This window comes from Dyadobacter sp. 676, from assembly GCF_040448675.1.
Lineage (GTDB): Bacteria > Bacteroidota > Bacteroidia > Cytophagales > Spirosomataceae > Dyadobacter.
This window is the reverse complement of sequence record NZ_CP159289.1, coordinates 6667926-6688102: the sequence shown is the minus strand read 5'-3', so window position 1 is coordinate 6688102 and position 20177 is coordinate 6667926. Positions and strand designations below refer to the sequence as shown.

15 protein-coding genes are annotated in these 20177 nt (G+C 51.1%); 12 read left to right on the top strand and 3 right to left on the bottom strand.

Features of this window, described 5'->3' with window-relative positions; translation table 11 throughout:
• Nucleotides 1-47: 47 nt before the first annotated feature.
• The 3 genes from dnaB (at nucleotide 48) to ABV298_RS29370 (ending at nucleotide 2710) form a co-directional block, all read left to right on the top strand.
• The gene (dnaB, locus tag ABV298_RS29380) at nucleotides 48-1667 is read left to right on the top strand and encodes a replicative DNA helicase (RefSeq protein WP_353719689.1); all 1620 of its coding nucleotides are present in this window, start codon (nucleotides 48-50) and stop codon (nucleotides 1665-1667) included.
• A 120-nt stretch (nucleotides 1668-1787) separates the two neighbouring features.
• The gene (locus ABV298_RS29375) at nucleotides 1788-2000 is read left to right on the top strand and encodes a hypothetical protein (RefSeq protein WP_353719688.1); all 213 of its coding nucleotides are present in this window, start codon (nucleotides 1788-1790) and stop codon (nucleotides 1998-2000) included.
• A 245-nt stretch (nucleotides 2001-2245) separates the two neighbouring features.
• A complete protein-coding gene (locus ABV298_RS29370; protein WP_353719687.1) occupies nucleotides 2246-2710 on the top strand; it encodes a hypothetical protein in 465 nt (154 codons plus the stop codon).
• Nucleotides 2711-2862: 152 nt separating this feature from the next.
• Here ABV298_RS29370 and rlmD read toward each other — a convergent pair whose 3' ends face one another.
• The gene (rlmD, locus tag ABV298_RS29365; protein ID WP_353719686.1) at nucleotides 2863-4260 is read right to left on the bottom strand and encodes a 23S rRNA (uracil(1939)-C(5))-methyltransferase RlmD; all 1398 of its coding nucleotides are present in this window, start codon (nucleotides 4258-4260) and stop codon (nucleotides 2863-2865) included.
• A 65-nt stretch (nucleotides 4261-4325) separates the two neighbouring features.
• Between rlmD and ABV298_RS29360 the strand changes: the two genes are divergently transcribed.
• The 8 genes from ABV298_RS29360 (at nucleotide 4326) to ABV298_RS29325 (ending at nucleotide 16670) form a co-directional block, all read left to right on the top strand.
• On the top strand, nucleotides 4326-6533 hold the full coding sequence (locus ABV298_RS29360; protein WP_353719685.1) for a gliding motility-associated C-terminal domain-containing protein: 2208 nt from the start codon (nucleotides 4326-4328) through the stop codon (nucleotides 6531-6533).
• A 489-nt stretch (nucleotides 6534-7022) separates the two neighbouring features.
• A complete protein-coding gene (locus tag ABV298_RS29355) occupies nucleotides 7023-10418 on the top strand; it encodes a SusC/RagA family TonB-linked outer membrane protein (RefSeq protein ID WP_353719684.1) in 3396 nt (1131 codons plus the stop codon).
• A 42-nt stretch (nucleotides 10419-10460) separates the two neighbouring features.
• Complete coding sequence (locus ABV298_RS29350; RefSeq protein ID WP_353719683.1) at nucleotides 10461-12146, top strand: SusD/RagB family nutrient-binding outer membrane lipoprotein; 1686 nt, start codon at nucleotides 10461-10463, stop codon at nucleotides 12144-12146.
• 202 nt (nucleotides 12147-12348) lie between these two features.
• Nucleotides 12349-12759 carry an Rrf2 family transcriptional regulator gene (locus ABV298_RS29345; protein WP_353719682.1) on the top strand — a complete coding sequence of 137 codons (411 nt, stop codon included), beginning with the start codon at nucleotides 12349-12351 and terminating at the stop codon, nucleotides 12757-12759.
• 66 nt (nucleotides 12760-12825) lie between these two features.
• A complete protein-coding gene (locus ABV298_RS29340) occupies nucleotides 12826-13479 on the top strand; it encodes an NAD(P)H-binding protein (RefSeq protein ID WP_353719681.1) in 654 nt (217 codons plus the stop codon).
• Between the two features lie 497 nt (nucleotides 13480-13976).
• A complete protein-coding gene (locus ABV298_RS29335; RefSeq protein ID WP_353719680.1) occupies nucleotides 13977-14621 on the top strand; it encodes an SRPBCC domain-containing protein in 645 nt (214 codons plus the stop codon).
• Between the two features lie 160 nt (nucleotides 14622-14781).
• Nucleotides 14782-15987, top strand: a complete 1206-nt coding sequence (locus ABV298_RS29330; RefSeq protein WP_353719679.1) for a porin — start codon at nucleotides 14782-14784, stop codon at nucleotides 15985-15987.
• Between the two features lie 236 nt (nucleotides 15988-16223).
• A complete protein-coding gene (locus tag ABV298_RS29325) occupies nucleotides 16224-16670 on the top strand; it encodes an SRPBCC family protein (RefSeq protein ID WP_353719678.1) in 447 nt (148 codons plus the stop codon).
• A 56-nt stretch (nucleotides 16671-16726) separates the two neighbouring features.
• Here ABV298_RS29325 and ABV298_RS29320 read toward each other — a convergent pair whose 3' ends face one another.
• Nucleotides 16727-18841 carry a Tex family protein gene (locus ABV298_RS29320; protein WP_353719677.1) on the bottom strand — a complete coding sequence of 705 codons (2115 nt, stop codon included), beginning with the start codon at nucleotides 18839-18841 and terminating at the stop codon, nucleotides 16727-16729.
• 137 nt (nucleotides 18842-18978) lie between these two features.
• On the opposite strand from ABV298_RS29320, the gene ABV298_RS29315 reads away from it, so the two are divergent.
• The gene (locus tag ABV298_RS29315) at nucleotides 18979-19812 is read left to right on the top strand and encodes a ThuA domain-containing protein (protein ID WP_353719676.1); all 834 of its coding nucleotides are present in this window, start codon (nucleotides 18979-18981) and stop codon (nucleotides 19810-19812) included.
• Nucleotides 19813-19928: 116 nt separating this feature from the next.
• On the opposite strand, the gene ABV298_RS29310 is transcribed toward ABV298_RS29315, so the two are convergent.
• Nucleotides 19929-20165, bottom strand: a complete 237-nt coding sequence (locus ABV298_RS29310) for a hypothetical protein (protein ID WP_353719675.1) — start codon at nucleotides 20163-20165, stop codon at nucleotides 19929-19931.
• Nucleotides 20166-20177: the final 12 nt, after the last annotated feature.

Here is a 20177-nt window from a genome sequence, read left to right as displayed (position 1 = left end):
CCGCCGACCTTTTCTCGGAGGCGCCCAATGATTAACTTTGTCTTAATATGGAAAACGAAAAGGCACCAAACAACTACCCGAGGGGCGGGTCCAGGGCCGGTAACGGCACCAAACGGTCATTTGCCCCTAGAACGCCATCCAACGATCAGATTTTCAGCAAATTACCACCACAGGCCATAGATCTGGAAGAGGCGGTTCTCGGCGCTTTAATGATCGAAAAAGATGCGCTTACGGCTGTGGCGGACATCCTCCGTCCGGATAGTTTTTACAAGGAGTCACATGTACGCATTTATAGTGCGATCATCACGCTTTTCGCCGATTCCGAGCCGATCGATATGCTGACGGTGACGTCCAAATTGCGGAGCACCGGCGAGCTTGAACTCGTAGGCGGCGCGTCGTATATCATGGAGCTGACGAGCAAGGTCAACTCGGCTGCCAACATCGAATTTCATGCCCGTATCATCGCGCAGGCTTACATTAAAAGAGAACTCATCAAGGTTGCCTCCGAGATCCAGCGCGAAGCTTACGAGGACACGACCGACGTTTTCAGGCTGCTGGACAAAACGGAACAATCCCTGTTCGAGATTTCCGAATCCAATATCAAGAAAAACTACGCCGATATGGGCGCGCTCATGCGCCAGGCGCTCGCCGAGCTCGACCAGAAAAAGAATAACAAGGACGGCCTCACAGGTGTACCCTCGGGTTTCAGCGCACTCGACAGACTGACTTCCGGCTGGCAGAAAACGGAATTGATGATCCTTGCGGCACGTCCCGGTATGGGGAAAACGGCGTTCGTCGTTTCCTCGCTTCGGAACGCGGCTGTGGATTTCAATATCCCCGTGGCGATTTTCTCTCTGGAGATGTCCTCCGTGCAGCTGGTGAATCGTCTGATTTCCGCTGAGGCTGAGATCGATAGCGAAAAAATCCGAAAGGGAAGCCTCGCGCCGCACGAGTGGGAACAACTGCACCACCGCATTCACCGGCTTACCAACGCGCCGATCTATATCGACGACACCCCTGCCCTTTCAGTACTCGAACTGCGCGCGAAATGCCGCCGTCTGAAAGCGCAGCACGACATTCAGATGATCGTAATCGACTACTTGCAGTTGATGACCGGCGACACGGGCGGCAAGAGCCCCGGTAACCGCGAACAGGAAATCGCAATGATCTCGCGGTCGTTGAAAAACCTGGCTAAGGAGCTCGATGTGCCCGTAATCGCGCTATCGCAGTTGAGCCGCGCCGTTGAAACGCGGGGCGGTGAAAAGCGTCCGCAGCTTTCCGACTTGCGGGAATCCGGTTCGATCGAGCAGGATGCGGATATGGTAATATTCCTGTACCGGCCTGAGTATTATGGCATTACAGAAGACGAAGCCGGTAACTCGGTAGCCGGTATCGGTGAGGTGATTCTGGCAAAAAACCGTGCGGGTTCGCTCGATACCATTCAGCTTCGCTTTATCGGTAAATACACCAAATTCGCCGATCTCGACTCTGGTTTCACTCCTGCTCCATTCTCTATCGACCGCCCGATCCAGACTTCGAACCCGATTTCATCCTTCGAAAGCCAAGCCAAACCGGCGGCACCGCCTATGGGCGGAACGCTCCGCAGCCGGGCGAATGATTTGAGTAATTTCGATTATAAAGGGCCGGACAGCGAGCCGCCATTCTGATCAGATCGGCACCGGATAACCGTTCGGACTTTCATCGGTTGCCGCCTGATCATTCGATTAGGAAACACCCCTACAGTGTATATTCATTTGGATAGTCATCAAATTAAATCGACTATCCGAATGAAAAACATCACCAACAAACTTCTCCTTGCCATTCTCGTGGCATGTTCCCTTCTGCAATGCCGGCAGGAAACCGGTTCTCCCTCTCCCGAGTCCGGCGTACATTCCAATGCATTACCCGTAACCGCAACAGAAGCCGAAAAGCTGGCCTTTGGTGAACTAACCTCATTCTATCGCACGCCGGTCCGGTTACCAACTACAATTTTCCCTTGAACGACGAAATTTCGACGGACAACTGCACGTCCGCTAATCTCGCCGACCAGCAGATAGCCAACATGATACGTGTTATGGAGTTTAATGGAGCCACAACCTGTATGTCCTGGACCTATAACTCATACTACCTCAATTGAGGTTGAGAAGGCGAATCTGATGGTTGGTTTGCCGCCGGAAATTTCATGGGTGATAATGAAAATTACGATACAGCGCTGAATGTAACTTATGGCATGCGAAAATAACTCATGAGAAAGAAAGGCTACTTACTCCCGCTTATTTGCTTGGTTCTGCTGGGCTGTGACTACAAGTACGGCAGAATCATAAGCTCCATGACTAAAAGATCGACTTATGAAGCCGAACGGACTTACCACAGAAAGTCTAATACAAATGTCTACTATGACAGCTCACCTACCCGTCGGCTCATCTTTAAAGGGTTTGATACGCTGATGGTCGAAGACAACGGTAAAATCAGTGCGGTAATTTTCAGGATCGTTAGGAAAAAGCTACCAGGAACCGAAGGAGAGGAATCCCCTCACAGAATCTATGAAGGGCGGGACTCCACACATAACAGAAAGAGCTTCCGAATCACGCTTGAAGATGTCAAAATAAATAAGCCCAGACTCGTAACAAGCGAAGTAATGGACGGAGAATATAACCCCGCCGCCGATTCAATATGGACTTATTACAAGTGTTTGGATATAAATAAATGACACGCGGTCAGGAATGGGCAGGAGTAGTCAAGAGTTGTCAGGTGTGGTCAGGAATAGTCGTTTGCTGCCTATATCGGACAACAAATGACCATTCCTGACAATAGATGACAATATCTGGTATCATTCCCGGCTGTCGATGACAATACCTGACATCACTTCCTAACCAGCAACGCCACATTCTCCACGTGGTGCGTATTCGGGAACATATCCACGGGCTGGACGCGCGCCACTTCATAATCTTCCGACATCAATGCAAGGTCTCGCGCCTGCGTGGCCGTGTTGCAGCTCACGTACACGACGCGGTCGGGGGCGGCTTTCAGGATCGTTTCGATCACGGGCACATCCATTCCCGCGCGCGGCGGATCGGTGATGATCACGTCCGGGCGGCCATGCGTATGCAGAAAGCCCTCATTCATGATCGCCCGCATGTCGCCTGCGAAAAACGCAGTGTTGGTAATGCTATTCAGTTGCGAGTTAATACGGGCGTCCTGTACGGCGGCTTCTACGTACTCCACGCCTACCACTTTTTTGGCGCTACGTGCCACAAAATTGGCAATCGTTCCCGTGCCGGTGTAGAGATCGTAAACCGATTCATTGCCCGTTAGCTGTGCATACTCGCGCGCCACGCTGAACAATTTGTATGCCTGCTCGGAGTTGGTCTGGTAAAACGATTTCGGGCCAACCAGAAATGTCAGATCTTCCATCGTCTCGCGGATTACCTTTTCCCCCGCATAATGGATTACTTCCTGATCCTGATAGGAGTCGTTGCCTTTCAGGTTCACGATATAGTTCAGTGAAGTAATTTCCGGGTGGCTTTTTTGCAAAAACTCCATTACCTCCGCGATAATTTCATCGTTTTGCTCCCCGAATTGCACAATCACCATCACGTCGCCAGAATTGGCTGTACGTATGATCACGTTACGCATCACACCTACATTAAAACGTACGTCGTAGTAAGGGTACCCTTTCTCCTCCGCGAAACGGTGCAAATTGTTCCGGATCGCATTCGACGGGGCCGGTTGAAGGTGGCAATGCTCTACAGTGAAAATTTTATCGAAACGCTTCGGAACGTGAAAGCCCAGGGCGGTTTTGGAAAAAGGCAACCCCGAATCGAGTTGTTCCTTTGTGAGCCAGCGCCAATTCGAGAAAGTAAATTCCAACTTATTGCGGTAGTATTCGGTCTTAGGGGCAGCGATGATTTCGTTAATCTCAACATTCCTGATCTTTCCTATCCTTTCAAAATGATCCACGACCTGCTGCCTTTTGAACCTGAGCTGATGCTCATAGCTGATATGCTGCCACTTACAGCCCCCGCACACCGCGAAATGGTTGCAATAGGGTTCTGTACGTAAAGCCGATTGTGAATGGATTCTGGTAACGATGGCTTCCTTCATTTTTTTCTTCGTCCGCACTACCTGCAGGTCGACGATGTCACCGGGAGCCACATTACCTTCTACAAAGATTACGCCGTCTTCCGATTTAAATATACATTTGCCTTCTGCCGCAAAATCGGTAATTTCAACGTACTCGTACTTGTTACTCTTAGACATTATTTCCTGTTTTAATTACTAATCCCAATATCCTATCGGATACATTTTTACCGCCGCATTATTCCATGAAAAAACGGTTCATCTTATTTATTCTGATGCTGTTTGCCATTTGCGAAGCCCATGCTACGCACATAGTTGGCGGCCAGCTCTTCATCACGCAAAACCAGGACAGCTATTACAATTATAACATGGGCCTCACGATGTATTTCGACGCCCTCAATGGTAATCCCGGCGCAGAAGATCCGTTTGTCACGATTTATGTATTCAGAAAACGCGACAACGTGGCCATTGGCTGGCTTGAAGCCCCAAAAATAGAACGAAAATCGGTCAACTACGCAAACCCGCTCTGCGGAATCTCGACACTGCAGACCTACCAGATCACTTACAGCTCCACATTGCACCTCACCCCGACGGAATTCGACGACCCTGAGGGCTACTATATGGTATGGGACCGTTGCTGTCGTAACGGCACCATCACGAATATTCAGTCACCCGGCGATGCGGGCAGCCTGTTTTACCTGGAATTCCCCCCTCTTTTCAAGAATAACGCCAATTTCAAAAATTCTTCCCCGGTTTTTCCCGAGATCAAAGGCGATTACGCTTGCGTTAATTCTTCGTTCTTTTTCGACTTCGGAGGGAAAGATGCCGATGGCGATAGCCTGGTGTATTCGCTCGCCACGCCCATGCAGGGCTATTCGGATAAAGCCAACCCCAGTGCGCCTGCCCGCGGCTCCTCGAACTACCCGAGGCTGACATGGATCAACGGGATTACGGTCGATAACATGATACCCGGCCCCGACCCGCTGAAAGTCAACCCGTCGACGGGAATGCTGTCCGTGACCCCGGGCGCGATCGGTTTGTATGTGTTTGCCGTGCGCGTGGATGAATACAGGAACGGACAAAAAATAGGCTCGCTGACGCGCGACTTCCAGCTGAAAGTAGTTGATTGCCCCAAAATGGACCCGCCCAAATTGCTGTTTAAACCCAAAGGAAAGGACACCTACTACACCGAGAATGAAATCATAACTGTCAAAAAGGGCGATCCGAACTGTTTCGAGGTGATGGTAACCGACCCGACTGTCAACCAGATCGTAAGCGTCGACGGTCAGGCGGTGAACAACTCGAAGGACTATTTTACACTCCTTCCGGCTCAATTCACAACCAAGGTGCCGAATGATACACTGAAATTCCAGGTCTGCCTGGAAGACTGCTTCATTACCTATGACAACCGTCCTATCAAAATCCAGCTCGTGGCGCAGGACGGCAGCTGTCCTTTTCCGCTCACCGATACGCTGAATATTTACATCCGTCGCGAAAACAACAATAACAATGCCCCGGCCATTACAACCTCCCTCACGGGCGACTACGTGCATGTTACCGCGGGCGTGCCCGTGACTTTCGATGTGTTCGGCAAAGACCCCGACAAGGATAACCTGGCGCTTTCCGGGCGCGGGCAGGACTTCAATATGAACGACATGGGGATGGATTTCAAACCCGTTACCGGCCAGGCGAACGTGCAGCAGAAGTTCACCTGGGTGCCGCCTTGCAATGCCAGAAAGGGCGACACGCTGGCCGTGGACTTCAAACTGGAAGATATGCGGTGCGAAGGCAATCCGATGCCTGTGTCGAAACCGGTGTATTTCATCGTCGACGAATCGCCCAACCGCCCGCCGGCTGTGAAAACCTCGCTGACCGTACAGGAGGTTACGTATCAGATCGGAAGCTCGTCCGGTATTAGCTTCGATGTGCTGGCAACTGACCCCGACACGAATACGATTGTTCTGACGGCCGTGGGACGGGGCTTCGACATGAAGAATGCCGGAATGATTTTCGAGGCCAGGTCGGGCGTAAAATCGGTGACCTCGCCATATGCCTGGAATCCGGAATGCGCGTTACTCGACGGTCGGGCGGAGCAGACGTTCATGGTCGACTTCGTCACCCAGGACAAAAGCTGCGCCGCTGCCACCGACACGACGACCGTCAAACTTACCATCAAAGACAAGGGTTCGGCCCCGTTCCCGGAATTCCCCAACGTAATTACGCCGAACGGCGACGGAAAAAACGACTGCTTTGTTTTCCAGGACCTCCCCGAAGACAATTGCCAGGACATGTTCAAGGACATTACGATCTTCAACCGATGGGGCAAGCAGGTCTACTATTCCAAGGTACGGCCCAACGACTGGTGCCCCGACAAGATCTCGGGTGGCTATTACCACTTCGTCGTGCAGTACACCAAGCGGTCTTACAAGGGAGGACTCATAATACTTAAATAACTGATACTCAAACACAAAAACACCTTAACATTTAATATGAATGTTGAGGTGTTTTTTGTATAGCAAGTACTATACATATTAAACTTTTAATACTTTTATTATATAATAATTAATATTAAACTTAAAATACTATTTATATATTTAATTACCTGCTACTTATTATTTAAATAAATACATACAAAAAGTGTGATCATATTATAAGTATTATTAGGTATCAAGAGTACTTGTACCGCGACTCCACATGCCGGCCGAGTGGTCGCAAAGTCTGACTGGGTACTACTGCTTATTTTCCGTCGCGCAACGCGTTCGGGAGTTCTTCCATGCAACACTTCGCACATTTAGTTTATCTTTTAAAAAGATAAAAAAATAATCGGTAATTAATAAAATTTCTTATTAAATTATAGATTACTTTGTTCGCAGTATTTCCAACCGGAAATCGATCTTTTTCTACACAGTTACTAACTACTCGTACCTCTAAACCAAGTTCGTATGAAGAAAATGTACCCATTGCATAGCCGGTATCTTCTGCACCTGCTATGTTTCCTGCTCGGAGCTCCTTTCCCGCTCTACGCCCAGAACGTAAGGGTGACCGGAACGGTAACCTCCGCGTCCGATCATTCGGCGCTCGTCGGAATTTCGGTCCTTGTCAAAGGAACCAACAACGGCACTACCTCCAATGCGACGGGAGAATACGCCATCACCGCCCCGGCCGGCGGTACGCTTGTATTTTCGTTTGTGGGCTTTGAAAAGCAGGAAGTGCCGATCAATAACCGAAGCATCATCGACGTGGTCCTGAAAGAGGACAACCAGCAGCTCAACGAGGTCGTCGTTACCGCGTTGGGTGTAAAGCGTGAGAAAAAACAGCTCGGCTACACGGTCTCGGAAATCGCCGGCGCGAAAATGGCCGCTACCAACGAGCTCAGCCCCATCAGCGCATTGCAGGGACGCATTCCGGGCGTGCAGATAGATCAGGGAGCGGGCGGCCTGATGGGTAACACCAAAATCCTCATCCGGGGCAACTCGACGCTCGGCGTCAACAACCAGCCCATCTTCGTCATCGACGGCGTAATCCTGGATAACGACGTGTACGATGGCAGCAGCGGCCCCCGCGACTTCGGAAATTCCCTCAAAAACCTGAATATGGAGGATTTCGAAAGTGTATCCGTACTCAAAGGCTCGGCTGCCGCGGCATTATACGGCACACGGGCTATCAACGGCGTCATCCTGATCACTACCAAAAAAGGCGCACAGCGAAAAGGTATCGGCGTGAGCGTGTCGCAAACCTTCAATATGCAGAAACCTTATCGCGGGCCCGATTTCCAGAATGAATTCGGCGGCGGTACGGTAGGCGCGTTCTTTACCGACACCCGCGATCCCAACTACAAGCCCGACGAGGGGTGGACCACCAAGGTATTTCCCACCAATGCGCAGGACCAGCCGTATATCGACCGCCAGCAGAACCGCGAGCTCGAAAACTGGGGACCCAGATTTGCCGGCCAACAGGTGGTTGACTATGACGGCAAAATGACAACCTACCAGGCCTACCCGAACAATTACCTCGATGCATTCCAGACAGGTAAAGGAAGCCTTACCAATGTGGCCATCGACGGTGGAAACGAGCGCTCCACCTTCCGTTTTTCCTATAACCGCGTCGATAGCCGGGGGATTAATTTTAAAAACACCCTCGACAAGAATGCGTTTAACCTGCGCGCGACGCAAAACCTGAACAAATTCCTCGTCGCCGACGTAACGGCCGATTATACCACAACCGAAGGCGCCAACCCGCCCTCGCTTTCGCTGAACAATTATATCTGGATTTTTCCCCGCAATTACGATACCAAATACTGGATGCAACGCCGGAACTACATCGGCTACAATGGGGGCCTCCGTAATGTGAGTGATGTAAACGAGCCAAACCGCGTTCCCGGCGCCGATTACTGGTTCAATATTTTCGAAAACGACTACACCCAACGCGAACAAATGGTGCGCGGACGTCTGGCGCTCACGGCTACCATCACCGACTGGCTCAAACTGCAGGCGGAAGGCAATTTCAATAATCTCTACACCAAAAGCGAGATCAAAGAACTGGGGCAAGGCGCTAATTTTACCGGCGGCCGCTACGCTCTCGGGCATTCGACCAAGCAGACCAACTTCGTAAAATGGCTCGCGATATTCAATAAACCCATTACCAAAGACCTGGATTTCAATGGCTATGTGGGCGGCGAATCACAGTCTTACAGCTTGTCGTTCAACAATGCCGAAACCGTAGGCGGGCTGTCGTATCCCGGCAATTTTTTCCTTGCTAACTCGGTACAATCCCAAAAGTCCGAGGGGGGGATTAAAACGCGGCGGTCTTACAAGTCGCTGTATGCCAGTGCTGATTTTGCCTGGCGCGAACAGCTTTTCCTGCAAACGACCTGGCGTGGCGACTGGTCTTCGGCTTTGACCTATTCCGACGGCTCCGGTAATAATTTTTATAACTACCCCTCGGCGAGTTTATCCTGGATTTTTTCCCAAACATTCCATTCATCTCTCCCCAACTGGCTCTCATATGGAAAGTTGCGGGGGAACCTGGCGGCGTTAGGGGGCGATATAGAGCCGTTCCTGCTCAATCCGGGTTTTGCATTCAACGGGTATACCAATGCCGGCGGCTTCGGCGATCAGGCCTTGTCGACATTCAGCGCGCGGTCGACCTTGCAGCCGAACATCAAGCCATTGAGAAAGATCGCGAAGGAGATCGGGTTGGAGTTGAAAGTCCTGAATAACCGCCTGGGCCTCGACCTGTCGGTGTACCGCGACAACTCCCGTAACCAGCCTATCCCCATTTCAGCGGCCGTTGAAACCGGAGTAAGCAGCATTCTGATCAATGCCGGTAACATCCAAAATACCGGCATCGAGATAGCCCTCGACGCGACACCCGTTAAATCGGGGCCCTTTACCTGGAACAGCACAGTAACGTTCTCCCGTAATCGTAACAAAATCATCGAGTTATATGGTGATCGCGAATATTATGCATTGGCCGACGAATCGGGCGGTGGCAACGACCTGATCCCCTATGCCAAGGTCGGCGGCACGTACGGTGTGATCCGCACGAAAATCGCAGCGGCCCGTTTCCAGGGTACCGACGCCAACGATCCGAGGAACGGGCTGCCGATCCTTTCCTGGCGCGGAGATGCGCGCGCGGCATTCCCCGCACGCAGCAACGAGTGGAAGGATGTAGGCGATATCAATGCGAAGTTCCGTGGCGGATGGGATAACACATTCAGCTACAAGCGGTTTTCGCTCAATGTTTTGTTCGATGCCAAGATCGGCGGGGATATGATCATTACGTCCATGCGCTATGGCACGCACACCGGCGTGTTCAAAAATACATTGCAGGGCCGCGATGCCGATCATGGCGGCATCGTATTCACAAGCAAATTCGACGGCAAGACCTACGACGACGGTATCCTGCCAGAGGGTGTTTTTGCGGCCGGCCAAACCATTACGCAGCCTGATGGCACCAGCGCCGATGTAGGTGGCATGACATTCCGGGAAGCGTACGAAAAAGGCCTGGTGGAACCGACGCATTTGCCCCAGTACAACTACCGCTACGGTTCGTTTTCGACCGCCGTGGGTGATTACTGGATCTCGGAAAACTCGTGGATTTCATTGCGCCAGGTATCGCTCAGCTACCAGTTCCCCCAATCGCTTTGCGAGAAAATAAAGCTGAATGCATTGTCCGTCAATCTGGTAGGCCGCGATTTGCTTTACCTCTATAACACATTACCGCTGAATTTCAACCCCGCATCGAATTACTCGAACAGTACGGCGGTACAAAAAGAAGTTGGTTTTATACCGCCGATGACCCGCGCGCTGGGCGTAACGTTACGCGCGGCATTCTGATGCGATCGGCTATTTACCGTAATTAAAAAAATGATCTTTCCGATGAAAAATATACTGATCAAATGTGCAGCCGGTGCCTTGTTCGCCAGCGGATTGCTGTGCGCTACTTCCTGCGAAAACGACTTTGGCGACATTAATACCGACCCGAGCGTAGTGCTTACGCCCGATCCGAAATTTCTCTTCACCTATTCGCTGAACAGCCTCGAATCATATCAGGGAACGGAATGGATCTGGGAAAATCTGGAACAGCTCCTGCGTTTTTCCCAGCACCTGACCACCGATCCCTATGAACTTTCGACCAATATCAACTCGCGGTATTCCGCTTACTATTCGAATATTTTACCCAATCTGGTTGAAATCCGGAAGCAGATCGATGCCAAGCCCGACAAGGAGCGCTTTCAGAAAATGCGGGCCGCTACTTATGTCGTGAGCGTGCTGCACGGGCTGCGCGTCACCGATATGAATGGGTCTATGCCTTATTCCCAGGCGATCCAGGGCCGCGACAAGCAAAATTATACCCCCGGATACGACACCCAGAAGGCACTCTACGATACCTGGCTCACCGAATTGAACGAAGCCATCACAACGCTCAGCGCCGACATGACCAACCAGGAGGGCTATGGCAATGCGGACATTATTTACCACGGCGACTGGATCAAATGGGTTAAAGCCGCGAATACGCTCAAATTGCGCATTGCGTTACGTTATGAGGGCCAGGATAAGGCCAAAACCCGGCAGATTTACAAAGAGGTGGCGGATAATGCGATCGGGCCGATCGTCGAAGACGCCGACCAGTTTGCCTACATCGATCCGGATTGGGGCCCGATTGGCAACGATATCGATTACCGAAGCACCCGCTTCGCGACGAAATCCATCATGACTTTCCTGAAACAAACCAAAGATCCCCGGCTCACGATCTATTTCAGCCCCAACGACCTGACGGCCAATGCATTGGACTCGCTCAAAAAATATAATCAGCCATTACCTGCATTCATCGACCCGGCCGACCAGCGAATTCGCTTCCAGGGCGGTCCCGCCGACTGGACGACCAACCCGGCAGTGGCCCAGTATTACAAAAATCCCCTCAATGCGGGCAGCAACAAGTACGTCATAATGTCGACGATCAACAAGGAGTTCTTCGCACCGACCCGCAACGGTGCCAAAGGCACATTCCACGACTACATGCTTACCAGCGCAGAAACCTGTTTCTACATCGCAGAACTAATCCAGAAAGGCTACGGAACCGGTTCTAAAATAACCGGCAAGGCCGAAGACTGGTACAAAAAAGGAATTACGTCGTCGCTCCGAACAATGAATTCGATCGCGCAGGCCGCGTTGTCGACCACCGGCTTGTCGGATAATGCGGATGCGGAAATCGCCGCCTACCTTGCGCAACCGCTCGTGAAGTTGAACGGCACGAACGACCTGGAACGCATTTATATCCAGCAGTATCTGAACTTCATGCGTCTGCCCACGGAGGCATTTACGTTTGTGCGGAGAACCGGTTACCCGAAAAACAATTCGACGTATTATCCGAGGGACGCGTTTAACGAGGTCATTCCGCGCCGCTATTGGGTCGACGAGCCACCGCTGGGCACCAACAACGCCAACTGGCAAAAAGCACAGGCGGAGCAGGGATTTACGCCCAACGACCGCACCGCTACCACACTGAACAGTCAACGACTATGGTTCGACAAGAATAATCCAGCCTTCGGACAGGGTCAGTAGTTTTTGGAGGGAGGAAGGAGAGGAAGGAAGGAGGACGGAGTTCTCTCCTCTTTCGGTTCTTTTCTTTTCCCTTTCATTATCTTTTATTCCACTTTCCCTCACTCGCTCCCTCCCTCTTCCTCCCCTTCCTTCCTCCCCAAAAAAAACTTGTATCCCTCAAAATTATCTCTCATCTTTGTACTGTAATAATAAATGTTACAGTATGAACAGCGGCAGGTTTGCTATTTCGGTACATATTCTCACGTTGCTGGCCGTTTCCGATGAGGAATGGACTTCTTCCGAATACCTCGCGGGAAGCATCAATATCAATCCCGTATTGGTGCGGAAAGAGCTTGGTAACCTGCGTGAAAAGGGCCTGGTAACGAGCAAGGAAGGAAAATCGGGCGGGAGCCGCCTGGCTAAGCCTGCGGACAGGATAGTCATGTCGGAGGTCTATGAAGCCGTAAAGCAAAAAGATTTGCTGGGAAAGGGTATTAACTCTCCTAACCCGGCTTGCCCGGTGGGAAGGAAAATCAACGATCATCTCGACAGCCTGTACGAAGACGCCGAAAAGACATTGCTGGCGAGCCTGGGCAAAGTGTCGCTGGCGGAATTTTGCAAAAAATTCGACTAATTTTTTGCAAAACTGTAACATTTTATATTTCAGTAACAGGATTATTTATTTCAAAAACAAGCACTTATGAAAATTGCATTGATCGGCGCTACCGGTTTTGTGGGCGCCCATGTTTTGGCGGAACTCGTTTCACGCGGGCATCAGGTAACGGCTATCGCCCGTAACACCGATAAAATCGACACCGGCAGTGGGCTGGTGACGGCAGTAGCCGCTAATGTGGCCAATGCCGACGAGGTAGCTGCGGCCGTAGCGGGCCATGATGCGGTAATCAGCACTTTCAACGCCGGCTGGACAAACCCGAACATTTACAACGATTTCCTCACGGGCGCGAAAGCCATTCAAGCAGGTGTGAAGCAGGCGGGCGTCAAGCGTTTCCTTACCGTAGGCGGCGCGGGCAGTCTGGAAATCAAACCCGGCTTGCAACTGGTCGACAGCCCGAATTTCCCCGAAGCGTATAAAGCAGGCGCCACTGCGGCGCGCGACTACCTGAACTTTCTCAAGACCGAGTCGGAGCTGGATTGGACTTTCCTAAGTCCGGCCATTGAGATGTCGCCTGCACACCCGGGCGAGCGCACAGGACGTTACCGGACTTCTCTCGATACACCGGTATTTGACGAGAACCACCACAGCCGGCTTTCTGTACAGGACACAGCCGTCGCTATCGTGGACGAAATCGAACAAGGCAACTTTATCAAAAAACGGTTTACCGCTGCTTACTGATAATACTTCTTATTCATATTTTATGTAATGATAAAAAACATAAGTAAAGTACTTAATTAACATTATCAAATGTATTATAAGTATTAACACTATGATACTTATAATTACATTTCGAAAGGATAATATAAAGTGAAAAGTATGATACTTTTAATAAGATTTGTATGTATCATACTTTTCAAGTTTTTAGTACATAATGAATGGGCCTTCCATTTCACACGGGTACATGCAGGCAGTTAGGCCAATACTTTTCGATAATACAATACTTTTTATATTTATGTTACTTTTTTAATCTTATTTATATTAAACTGTTTATTAATAATACATTTAATTAGTATAAAACATATCAAATTCGTTCACCTCATTATCAATAGGTTACCTTTTAATAAACCTGATGCACTTCTGACACTCCCACATTTCCCCCTGTATAATTTGCCGGCCCCCGCCATCGCCCTGGCATTGGTTTTTCTCTAACTTTACGGCCAAAAACCGTAAAAGACATGGTGAACGGCGTCGTATTATCATCAACAGACCAGCTTGCCAAGCTGCCGTCGAAGACATTGAAACTGAAAACAGGGCGTGATTGGACCGAATGGATTGACTGGCTCGACAGCCACGAAGCCACCACAAAAGAGCACAAACAGATCGTCGCCATCCTGGCGGACCAGGTGGAAAGCGCGTGGTACCGCCAGAAAATCGCTTCGGGATACCGCGAGGCCCGGGGGCTGCGTGCATTGGGAGAGCTTTCGTCCGGATACGAAGTCGGGGTTACAAAGACGGTTCCGGTGCCGGCGGCAAAAGCCTGGGAAATGATCACCTCCGGAGCAGGGCTGGCAGTCTGGCTCGGTAACCTCGCCGAAGGAAAAATAGCCCGGGGCCAAACTTTTCGGACAAAGGACGGGATCACGGGTACCATTACGGTGCTGGAACCGGGTTCCCATTTAAGGATGGCCTGGAAGCCGGAAAACTGGCGCGGCAGCTCCACATTGCAGGTGCGCGTAACGGGCAGCAGAAGCAAGCATGCCGGCAAGAGCGTAATCAGTTTTCATCAGGAAAAACTGCCGGATGCCACCGATCGGGAAGAGATGAAAGCGTATTGGGAAGAAAAACTGTCGCGCCTGACTCAAATAATTAAGGGAAAATAAGGTTCTTTGTACCTCATTTTGCAGCCACCAATTATTTAGTCTGATGAAGTTCCGTGTTGCCGGCCTATTACTACTTTTTATACTTTTAAGCCATTCAAACCTTTTTGCCCAGCGCTTCCTTATGGACCTTGTGGACACCACAAACCAGATGGGTAAGGGTATGCTCTCAATTTACGAACGATATAACCGCGTGAGAATCAGCGGCTATATTCAACCACAGTTTCAGATAATTTCCAAAGAGGGGGCCGAAACCTATGCAGGGGGAAATTTCTCCGGTCTTTCGAACAACCGCTTCATGCTCCGGCGCGGGCGCTTGCGCGTAGACTATGCGCACCTGAACAAGAACAACGACCCAACGTCCTATTTCGTGTTCCAGTTTGACGGCACCGAACGCGGTGTGGCGATCCGCGACTTTTGGGGGCGTTTCTACGAGAACAAATTCAAGATTTTCGCATTGACGACCGGAATGTTCGCGCGGCCGTTCGGGCACGAGGTCAACCTGTCGTCGGCCAACCGCGAAACACCCGAGCGCGGGCGCATGTCGCAGATACTGATGCGCACCGAGCGCGATATCGGTGTAATGCTTACCGTTACCAGCCGTAAAACGCAGGAATGGCACCGGAAACTGAAATTCGACCTGGGGGTTTTCAACGGTCAGGGCATGTCGGGACCGATGGATTACGACAGCCACAAAGACGTGATCAGCCGCATCAGCCTTAAACCGACGAAAATCCGCGCATTGGGGAATGCCACATTATCGGCAGCAGTATCGGGTTATGCCGGTGGGATCGTGAGCCAGGGCGATGTCCTGTACAAAACGGGCCGGCGAGGCAACGAATATTACGCCGTACGCGACTCCTCGGCCGCAAACCTGCACAAGCTAAGGCCCCGCAATTACGCCGGTGCCGATTTCCAGCTCTCGTTCCCCAACCATAAAGGCGAGACCGAATTCCGCGCCGAATACATTAAAGGGCAACAAACGGCCACATTCGGCACGAGCGAGACCCCGGGAGTTTATCCCGTGACTAATGGACTGAAAGACCCGCTATATACCCGGAATTTCGACGGCGCCTATTTCTATTTCCTGCAACATCTTGGAAGCCAGGACCATCAATTTGTTATGAAATACGACTGGTACGACCCCAACACCAGGGTTTCGGGCGGGCAGATTTCGGCCGACAAAGGTTTTAGCAAAGCCGACCTTCGCTATAACACCCTGGGAATGGGCTATGTATATACGGCCAACGAGTCATTAAAATTCGTGTTCTATTACGAGTTCGTGCGCAACGAGAAATCCGCGTTGGCCGGTTACGAAAGCGATGTATCCGATGACGTTTTCACGGCACGCGTTCAATACAACTTCTGAATTCCCGCATTGCTTTCCCCCGACAGGTAAAAATCGCTTCTACTTCCGGTTCCCGATCATCCGACCTGCTGTGTTCCCCAAAAGACGAACGGGACGTCATACAATCTTCCGAAAATTTGGCCCGCATGCATCAACTCGTTTGAATCGATATGCGTTAACCAGGTTAAGCCAGTTCCCCCGCGGCTATCTGGCATAGTTTTCTCAGCATTCATTCACAGTACTTAACATCGAATAACATGAACAGAAAACAGCTTGCAACCACAACCATTTCTATCCATGCAAGCCCTTCTGCGGTGTGGAAGGCATTGGTAGATCCCGAACTCGTCAAGAAGTATTTCCATGGAACCGAAATGCGCTCGGATTTTGAGATCGGCAGCCCGATCACCTTCGAGGGCGTCTGGCAGGGCCAGCATTATGTCGATAAAGGCGAAATCCTGCGGATCAGCCCCGAGCGGGAGCTCAGCTATTCGTTCTGGAGCCCGTTGTCGGGTACCGAGGATTTTGAGGACAATTATACGCATGTGACTTACCACTTGTCGGAATATCACGACAACACGACGCTCGTCGTTACGCAGGATAACCTGGAAGACGACGAAGCGGTGGTGAAGGCAGAAGCGAACTGGATGAAAGTGCTGCACGAACTGAAAAAGGTTGTGGAGGAAGAACGGCTGCACGTATTATAATGGGCGCTCAAATAACATAAAACCCGCCGGTGATCGCCTGGCGGGTTTTGTACTTTTTAAAGTTTCATCGATAACGCGATCCGCTTCCTAGAAAGGTCCACTTCCGTTACTTTAACGGTGACGTGCTGTTGAAGCTTTACGATCTCGTTCGGATCTTTCACAAATTTGCCGGCCATTTGTGAAACGTGTACGAGGCCGTCCTGCTTCACGCCGACATCGACAAACGCGCCGAACGCCGTGATGTTGGTAACAATGCCCGGGAGAATCATCCCGACTTTGAGGTCTTCCGGCTTACGGACCGAACTGTCGAACTCGAACTTCTTCATCTCCGCGCGCGGGTCACGCGAGGGCTTTTCCAGCTCGGCCAGGATATCCCGCAACGTCGGCAAACCGACCGTTTCCGAAACGTACTTCTCTATCCTGATCTGGCGGCGCAGCTCCGGTTTTTGCATCAAATCCTTCACCGTAGCACCCGCATCCCTAGCCATTTGTTCTACCAATTCATAACGCTCTGGGTGTACCGCGCTGTTATCCAATGGGTTGATTCCATTTTCTATACGCAGGAAACCCGCCGCCTGCTCAAATGCTTTCGCTCCCAGACGGGGAACTTTCAATAATTGCTGCCTCGATTTGAAGTTTCCGTTTTTAGCGCGAAAATCCACGATATTTTGCGCTAAAGCGGGTCCGAGGCCGGAAACATACCGCAATAAGTGCTTGCTCGACGTGTTGAGATTTACGCCTACGGAATTTACGCAGCTTTCTACGACTACATCCAAAGCATTTCGCAATGAATTCTGGTCCACATCGTGCTGATATTGCCCCACACCGATCGACTTCGGGTCGATTTTCACCAGTTCCGCAAGCGGGTCCATCAACCTGCGCCCGATCGATACGGACCCGCGAACGGTAACGTCCTTGTCGGGAAACTCCTCGCGCGCAACTTCCGAAGCCGAATAAATCGACGCTCCCTGCTCGCTTACCATAAACAGGCCAATCGCCGACTGTCCGGTACTATCGAGCAATTTCTTCACGAAATCCTCCGTCTCGCGGCCAGCGGTGCCATTTCCCACCGCAATTGCCTCCACCTTAAATTTACGTATCAGGTCGGTGAGGCGGGCCGCAGCGTCTGCGGGTTTGTCAAATGGATAAATGACATGATCGGTTACAAGATTGCCCTGGCCGTCGAGTACGACGACCTTGCAGCCCGTTCTGTAACCCGGGTCGATAGCCAGGACGGTTTTCTGGCCAAGCGGCGACGCCAGTAAAAGTTGGCGGAGGTTTTCCGTAAACACCTGGATCGCAGCCACATCCGCCTTTTCCTTGGACAAATTCGCAAATTCGGTCTCAATGGATGGTTTCAGCAGTCTTTTGTAGCTATCAGCAATCGCAATTTCTAGCTGGTCTTTACAAGCCTCCGTACCATACATAAACAACCGGTCGAGCGCTTCGAGCGCAACATCCTCGTCCGGCGAAATGTCGACGCTCAAAATGCCTTCCTCTTCTCCCCGGCGCAATGCGAGCAAGCGGTGTGAAGGGATCTTCGCCAGTGGCTCGGAGAATTCGAAATAGTCCCGGTATTTGGCCCCTTCCTCCTCTTTTTTCTTTTTCACCCTGGAAGTAATGATCGCGCCGCGCTGAAATACATAACGGATCTTGGCGCGTGCCTCCTGGTTTTCGTTGATCCATTCGGCGATAATGTCCCTTGCACCCTGTAATGCCTCTCCCACGTCCGCGACCTTATCGTTAATGAACGTAGCCGCCTTACCTTCCGGGTCACGTTCCTTGCCTTCAAAAATCAGCTTCGCCAGCGGTTCCAGCCCTTTTTCGATCGCCACCGTGGCCCTTGTTTTCCGCTTTTGTTTATAGGGAAGATAGAGGTCTTCCAGTTCGGTCATCGAAAAAACGCTTTCAATCTTCTTTTTAAGCTCCGGCGTGAGTTTGTCTTGCTCTTCGATGCTTTTGAGAATGGCCTCGCGGCGCTTCTCGACCTCCTGCTGTTTTTGCCAGGCATCTTTAATATTTCCGATCTGGACTTCGTCGAGCCCGCCTGTCGCCTCTTTGCGGTAACGGGAAATAAAAGGAACCGTGGCGCCTTCTTCAAACAGCGCGATGGTATTTTTTGCCTGCCTCTCGCCGACGCCGGCTTGTTGTGCGATAAGGGTGTAGTTCATACTTGCTAATGAAATTGGAGACGGCAAATAAAGCGGTTATTCGCCGTTTTCAAAACTAAAATTAGCACCGGTGCCACATACGCATTTTACCGTATATATTTGGCCTGCTTTTATCCTGACACCTAACCCTTTGCCAAATGAAATACGACCCTCGGGTATATTTAACCGTCGTGGCCTTGCTTTGGGGCATTATTCTTCCCGTAGGCAGCTGCGGCCAGCAGAAAATCAAAGTCATCGCATTCTTTACCGGAAAAAACGACCGCGCGCACATCAGCTTTGTGCACGAGGCCAACCGGCGCTTGCCTGAACTGGGGAAACTAAACGGGTTTACCTACGACTCTACGAGCAATTGGGATAACCTCAATACCGAATTCCTTTCCCGATACCAGGTAGTTCTCTTTCTCGATACACGGCCGGAAAAGCCCGAGCAACGCGCTGCATTTCAGAAGTACATGGAAAACGGAGGTGGCTGGATCGGCTTCCATTTCGCCGCATTCGCCCTGACTCCCAGCGCATATCCTCAAAATTGGGACTGGTACCACGATCAGTTCCTGGGCTCGGGGCAATACAAGAGCAACACCTGGCGGCCGACTTCGGCCATTCTGAAAGTAGAAGTTCCGGAAAACCCCGCAACCAGGGGCCTCGGCAGTACATTCAAAGCTTCGCCCAACGAATGGTACCGTTGGGAAAAGGACTTGACACAAAATCCCGATATTCAAATTCTCCTGTCGATCGACCCGGCGAGCTTTCCGCTGGGAACAGGGCCGAAACCGCACGAAATCTGGCACAGCGGCTATTACCCCGTTGCCTGGACCAACAAAAAGTACAAAATGTTATACATGAACATGGGCCACAACGACATCGACTATGAAAACAAAACCAACCGGGAACTGTCGCTTACCTTCGATAACGATGCGCAAAACCGGTTCCTGATAAATTCGATCCTTTGGCTCGCCAATCGCGGGAAATAACAGCATAACCGGAATTTGGTGGTTGCGGTCAGAAGTAGTCAGGTGTGGTCAGGGATGGTCGTGAGTAGTCATTTTCACTCATTCACTCATTCGTCCCACGGCGGCCCACTCCCCAATCAAGGATTTTGGGACTCGATCTCCCCTACTTCGTCCGCGTCGGTTTCCTGTGCGGGCTCGTCGAGATTGACTCCCGAACCGGTGCTAACCTCCGGCGCGTCCGTTCCGGGAACATCGGGCGTCGGGTTCAATGGGCCGGTTTCGCGCGGCTTTTCGGGATAACTGGGTGCGGGCGGTTGATGCGTCGGCTTGACGGCCGTTGGAGCGGCTTCGGTATATTCGGTTTCTAAGTTCATGGTTTTGCCTGT

Bases quoted from the DNA above. Each gene is read 5' to 3' on its own strand.
- dnaB (WP_353719689.1), top strand. From the start codon at position 48: ATGGAAAACGAAAAGGCACCAAACAACTACCCGAGGGGCGGGTCCAGG.
- ABV298_RS29375 (WP_353719688.1), top strand. From the start codon at position 1,788: ATGAAAAACATCACCAACAAACTTCTCCTTGCCATTCTCGTGGCATGT.
- ABV298_RS29370 (WP_353719687.1), top strand. From the start codon at position 2,246: ATGAGAAAGAAAGGCTACTTACTCCCGCTTATTTGCTTGGTTCTGCTG.
- rlmD (WP_353719686.1), bottom strand. From the start codon at position 4,260: ATGTCTAAGAGTAACAAGTACGAGTACGTTGAAATTACCGATTTTGCG.
- ABV298_RS29360 (WP_353719685.1), top strand. From the start codon at position 4,326: ATGAAAAAACGGTTCATCTTATTTATTCTGATGCTGTTTGCCATTTGC.
- ABV298_RS29355 (WP_353719684.1), top strand. From the start codon at position 7,023: ATGAAGAAAATGTACCCATTGCATAGCCGGTATCTTCTGCACCTGCTA.
- ABV298_RS29350 (WP_353719683.1), top strand. From the start codon at position 10,461: ATGAAAAATATACTGATCAAATGTGCAGCCGGTGCCTTGTTCGCCAGC.
- ABV298_RS29345 (WP_353719682.1), top strand. From the start codon at position 12,349: ATGAACAGCGGCAGGTTTGCTATTTCGGTACATATTCTCACGTTGCTG.
- ABV298_RS29340 (WP_353719681.1), top strand. From the start codon at position 12,826: ATGAAAATTGCATTGATCGGCGCTACCGGTTTTGTGGGCGCCCATGTT.
- ABV298_RS29335 (WP_353719680.1), top strand. From the start codon at position 13,977: ATGGTGAACGGCGTCGTATTATCATCAACAGACCAGCTTGCCAAGCTG.
- ABV298_RS29330 (WP_353719679.1), top strand. From the start codon at position 14,782: ATGCTCTCAATTTACGAACGATATAACCGCGTGAGAATCAGCGGCTAT.
- ABV298_RS29325 (WP_353719678.1), top strand. From the start codon at position 16,224: ATGAACAGAAAACAGCTTGCAACCACAACCATTTCTATCCATGCAAGC.
- ABV298_RS29320 (WP_353719677.1), bottom strand. From the start codon at position 18,841: ATGAACTACACCCTTATCGCACAACAAGCCGGCGTCGGCGAGAGGCAG.
- ABV298_RS29315 (WP_353719676.1), top strand. From the start codon at position 18,979: ATGAAATACGACCCTCGGGTATATTTAACCGTCGTGGCCTTGCTTTGG.
- ABV298_RS29310 (WP_353719675.1), bottom strand. From the start codon at position 20,165: ATGAACTTAGAAACCGAATATACCGAAGCCGCTCCAACGGCCGTCAAG.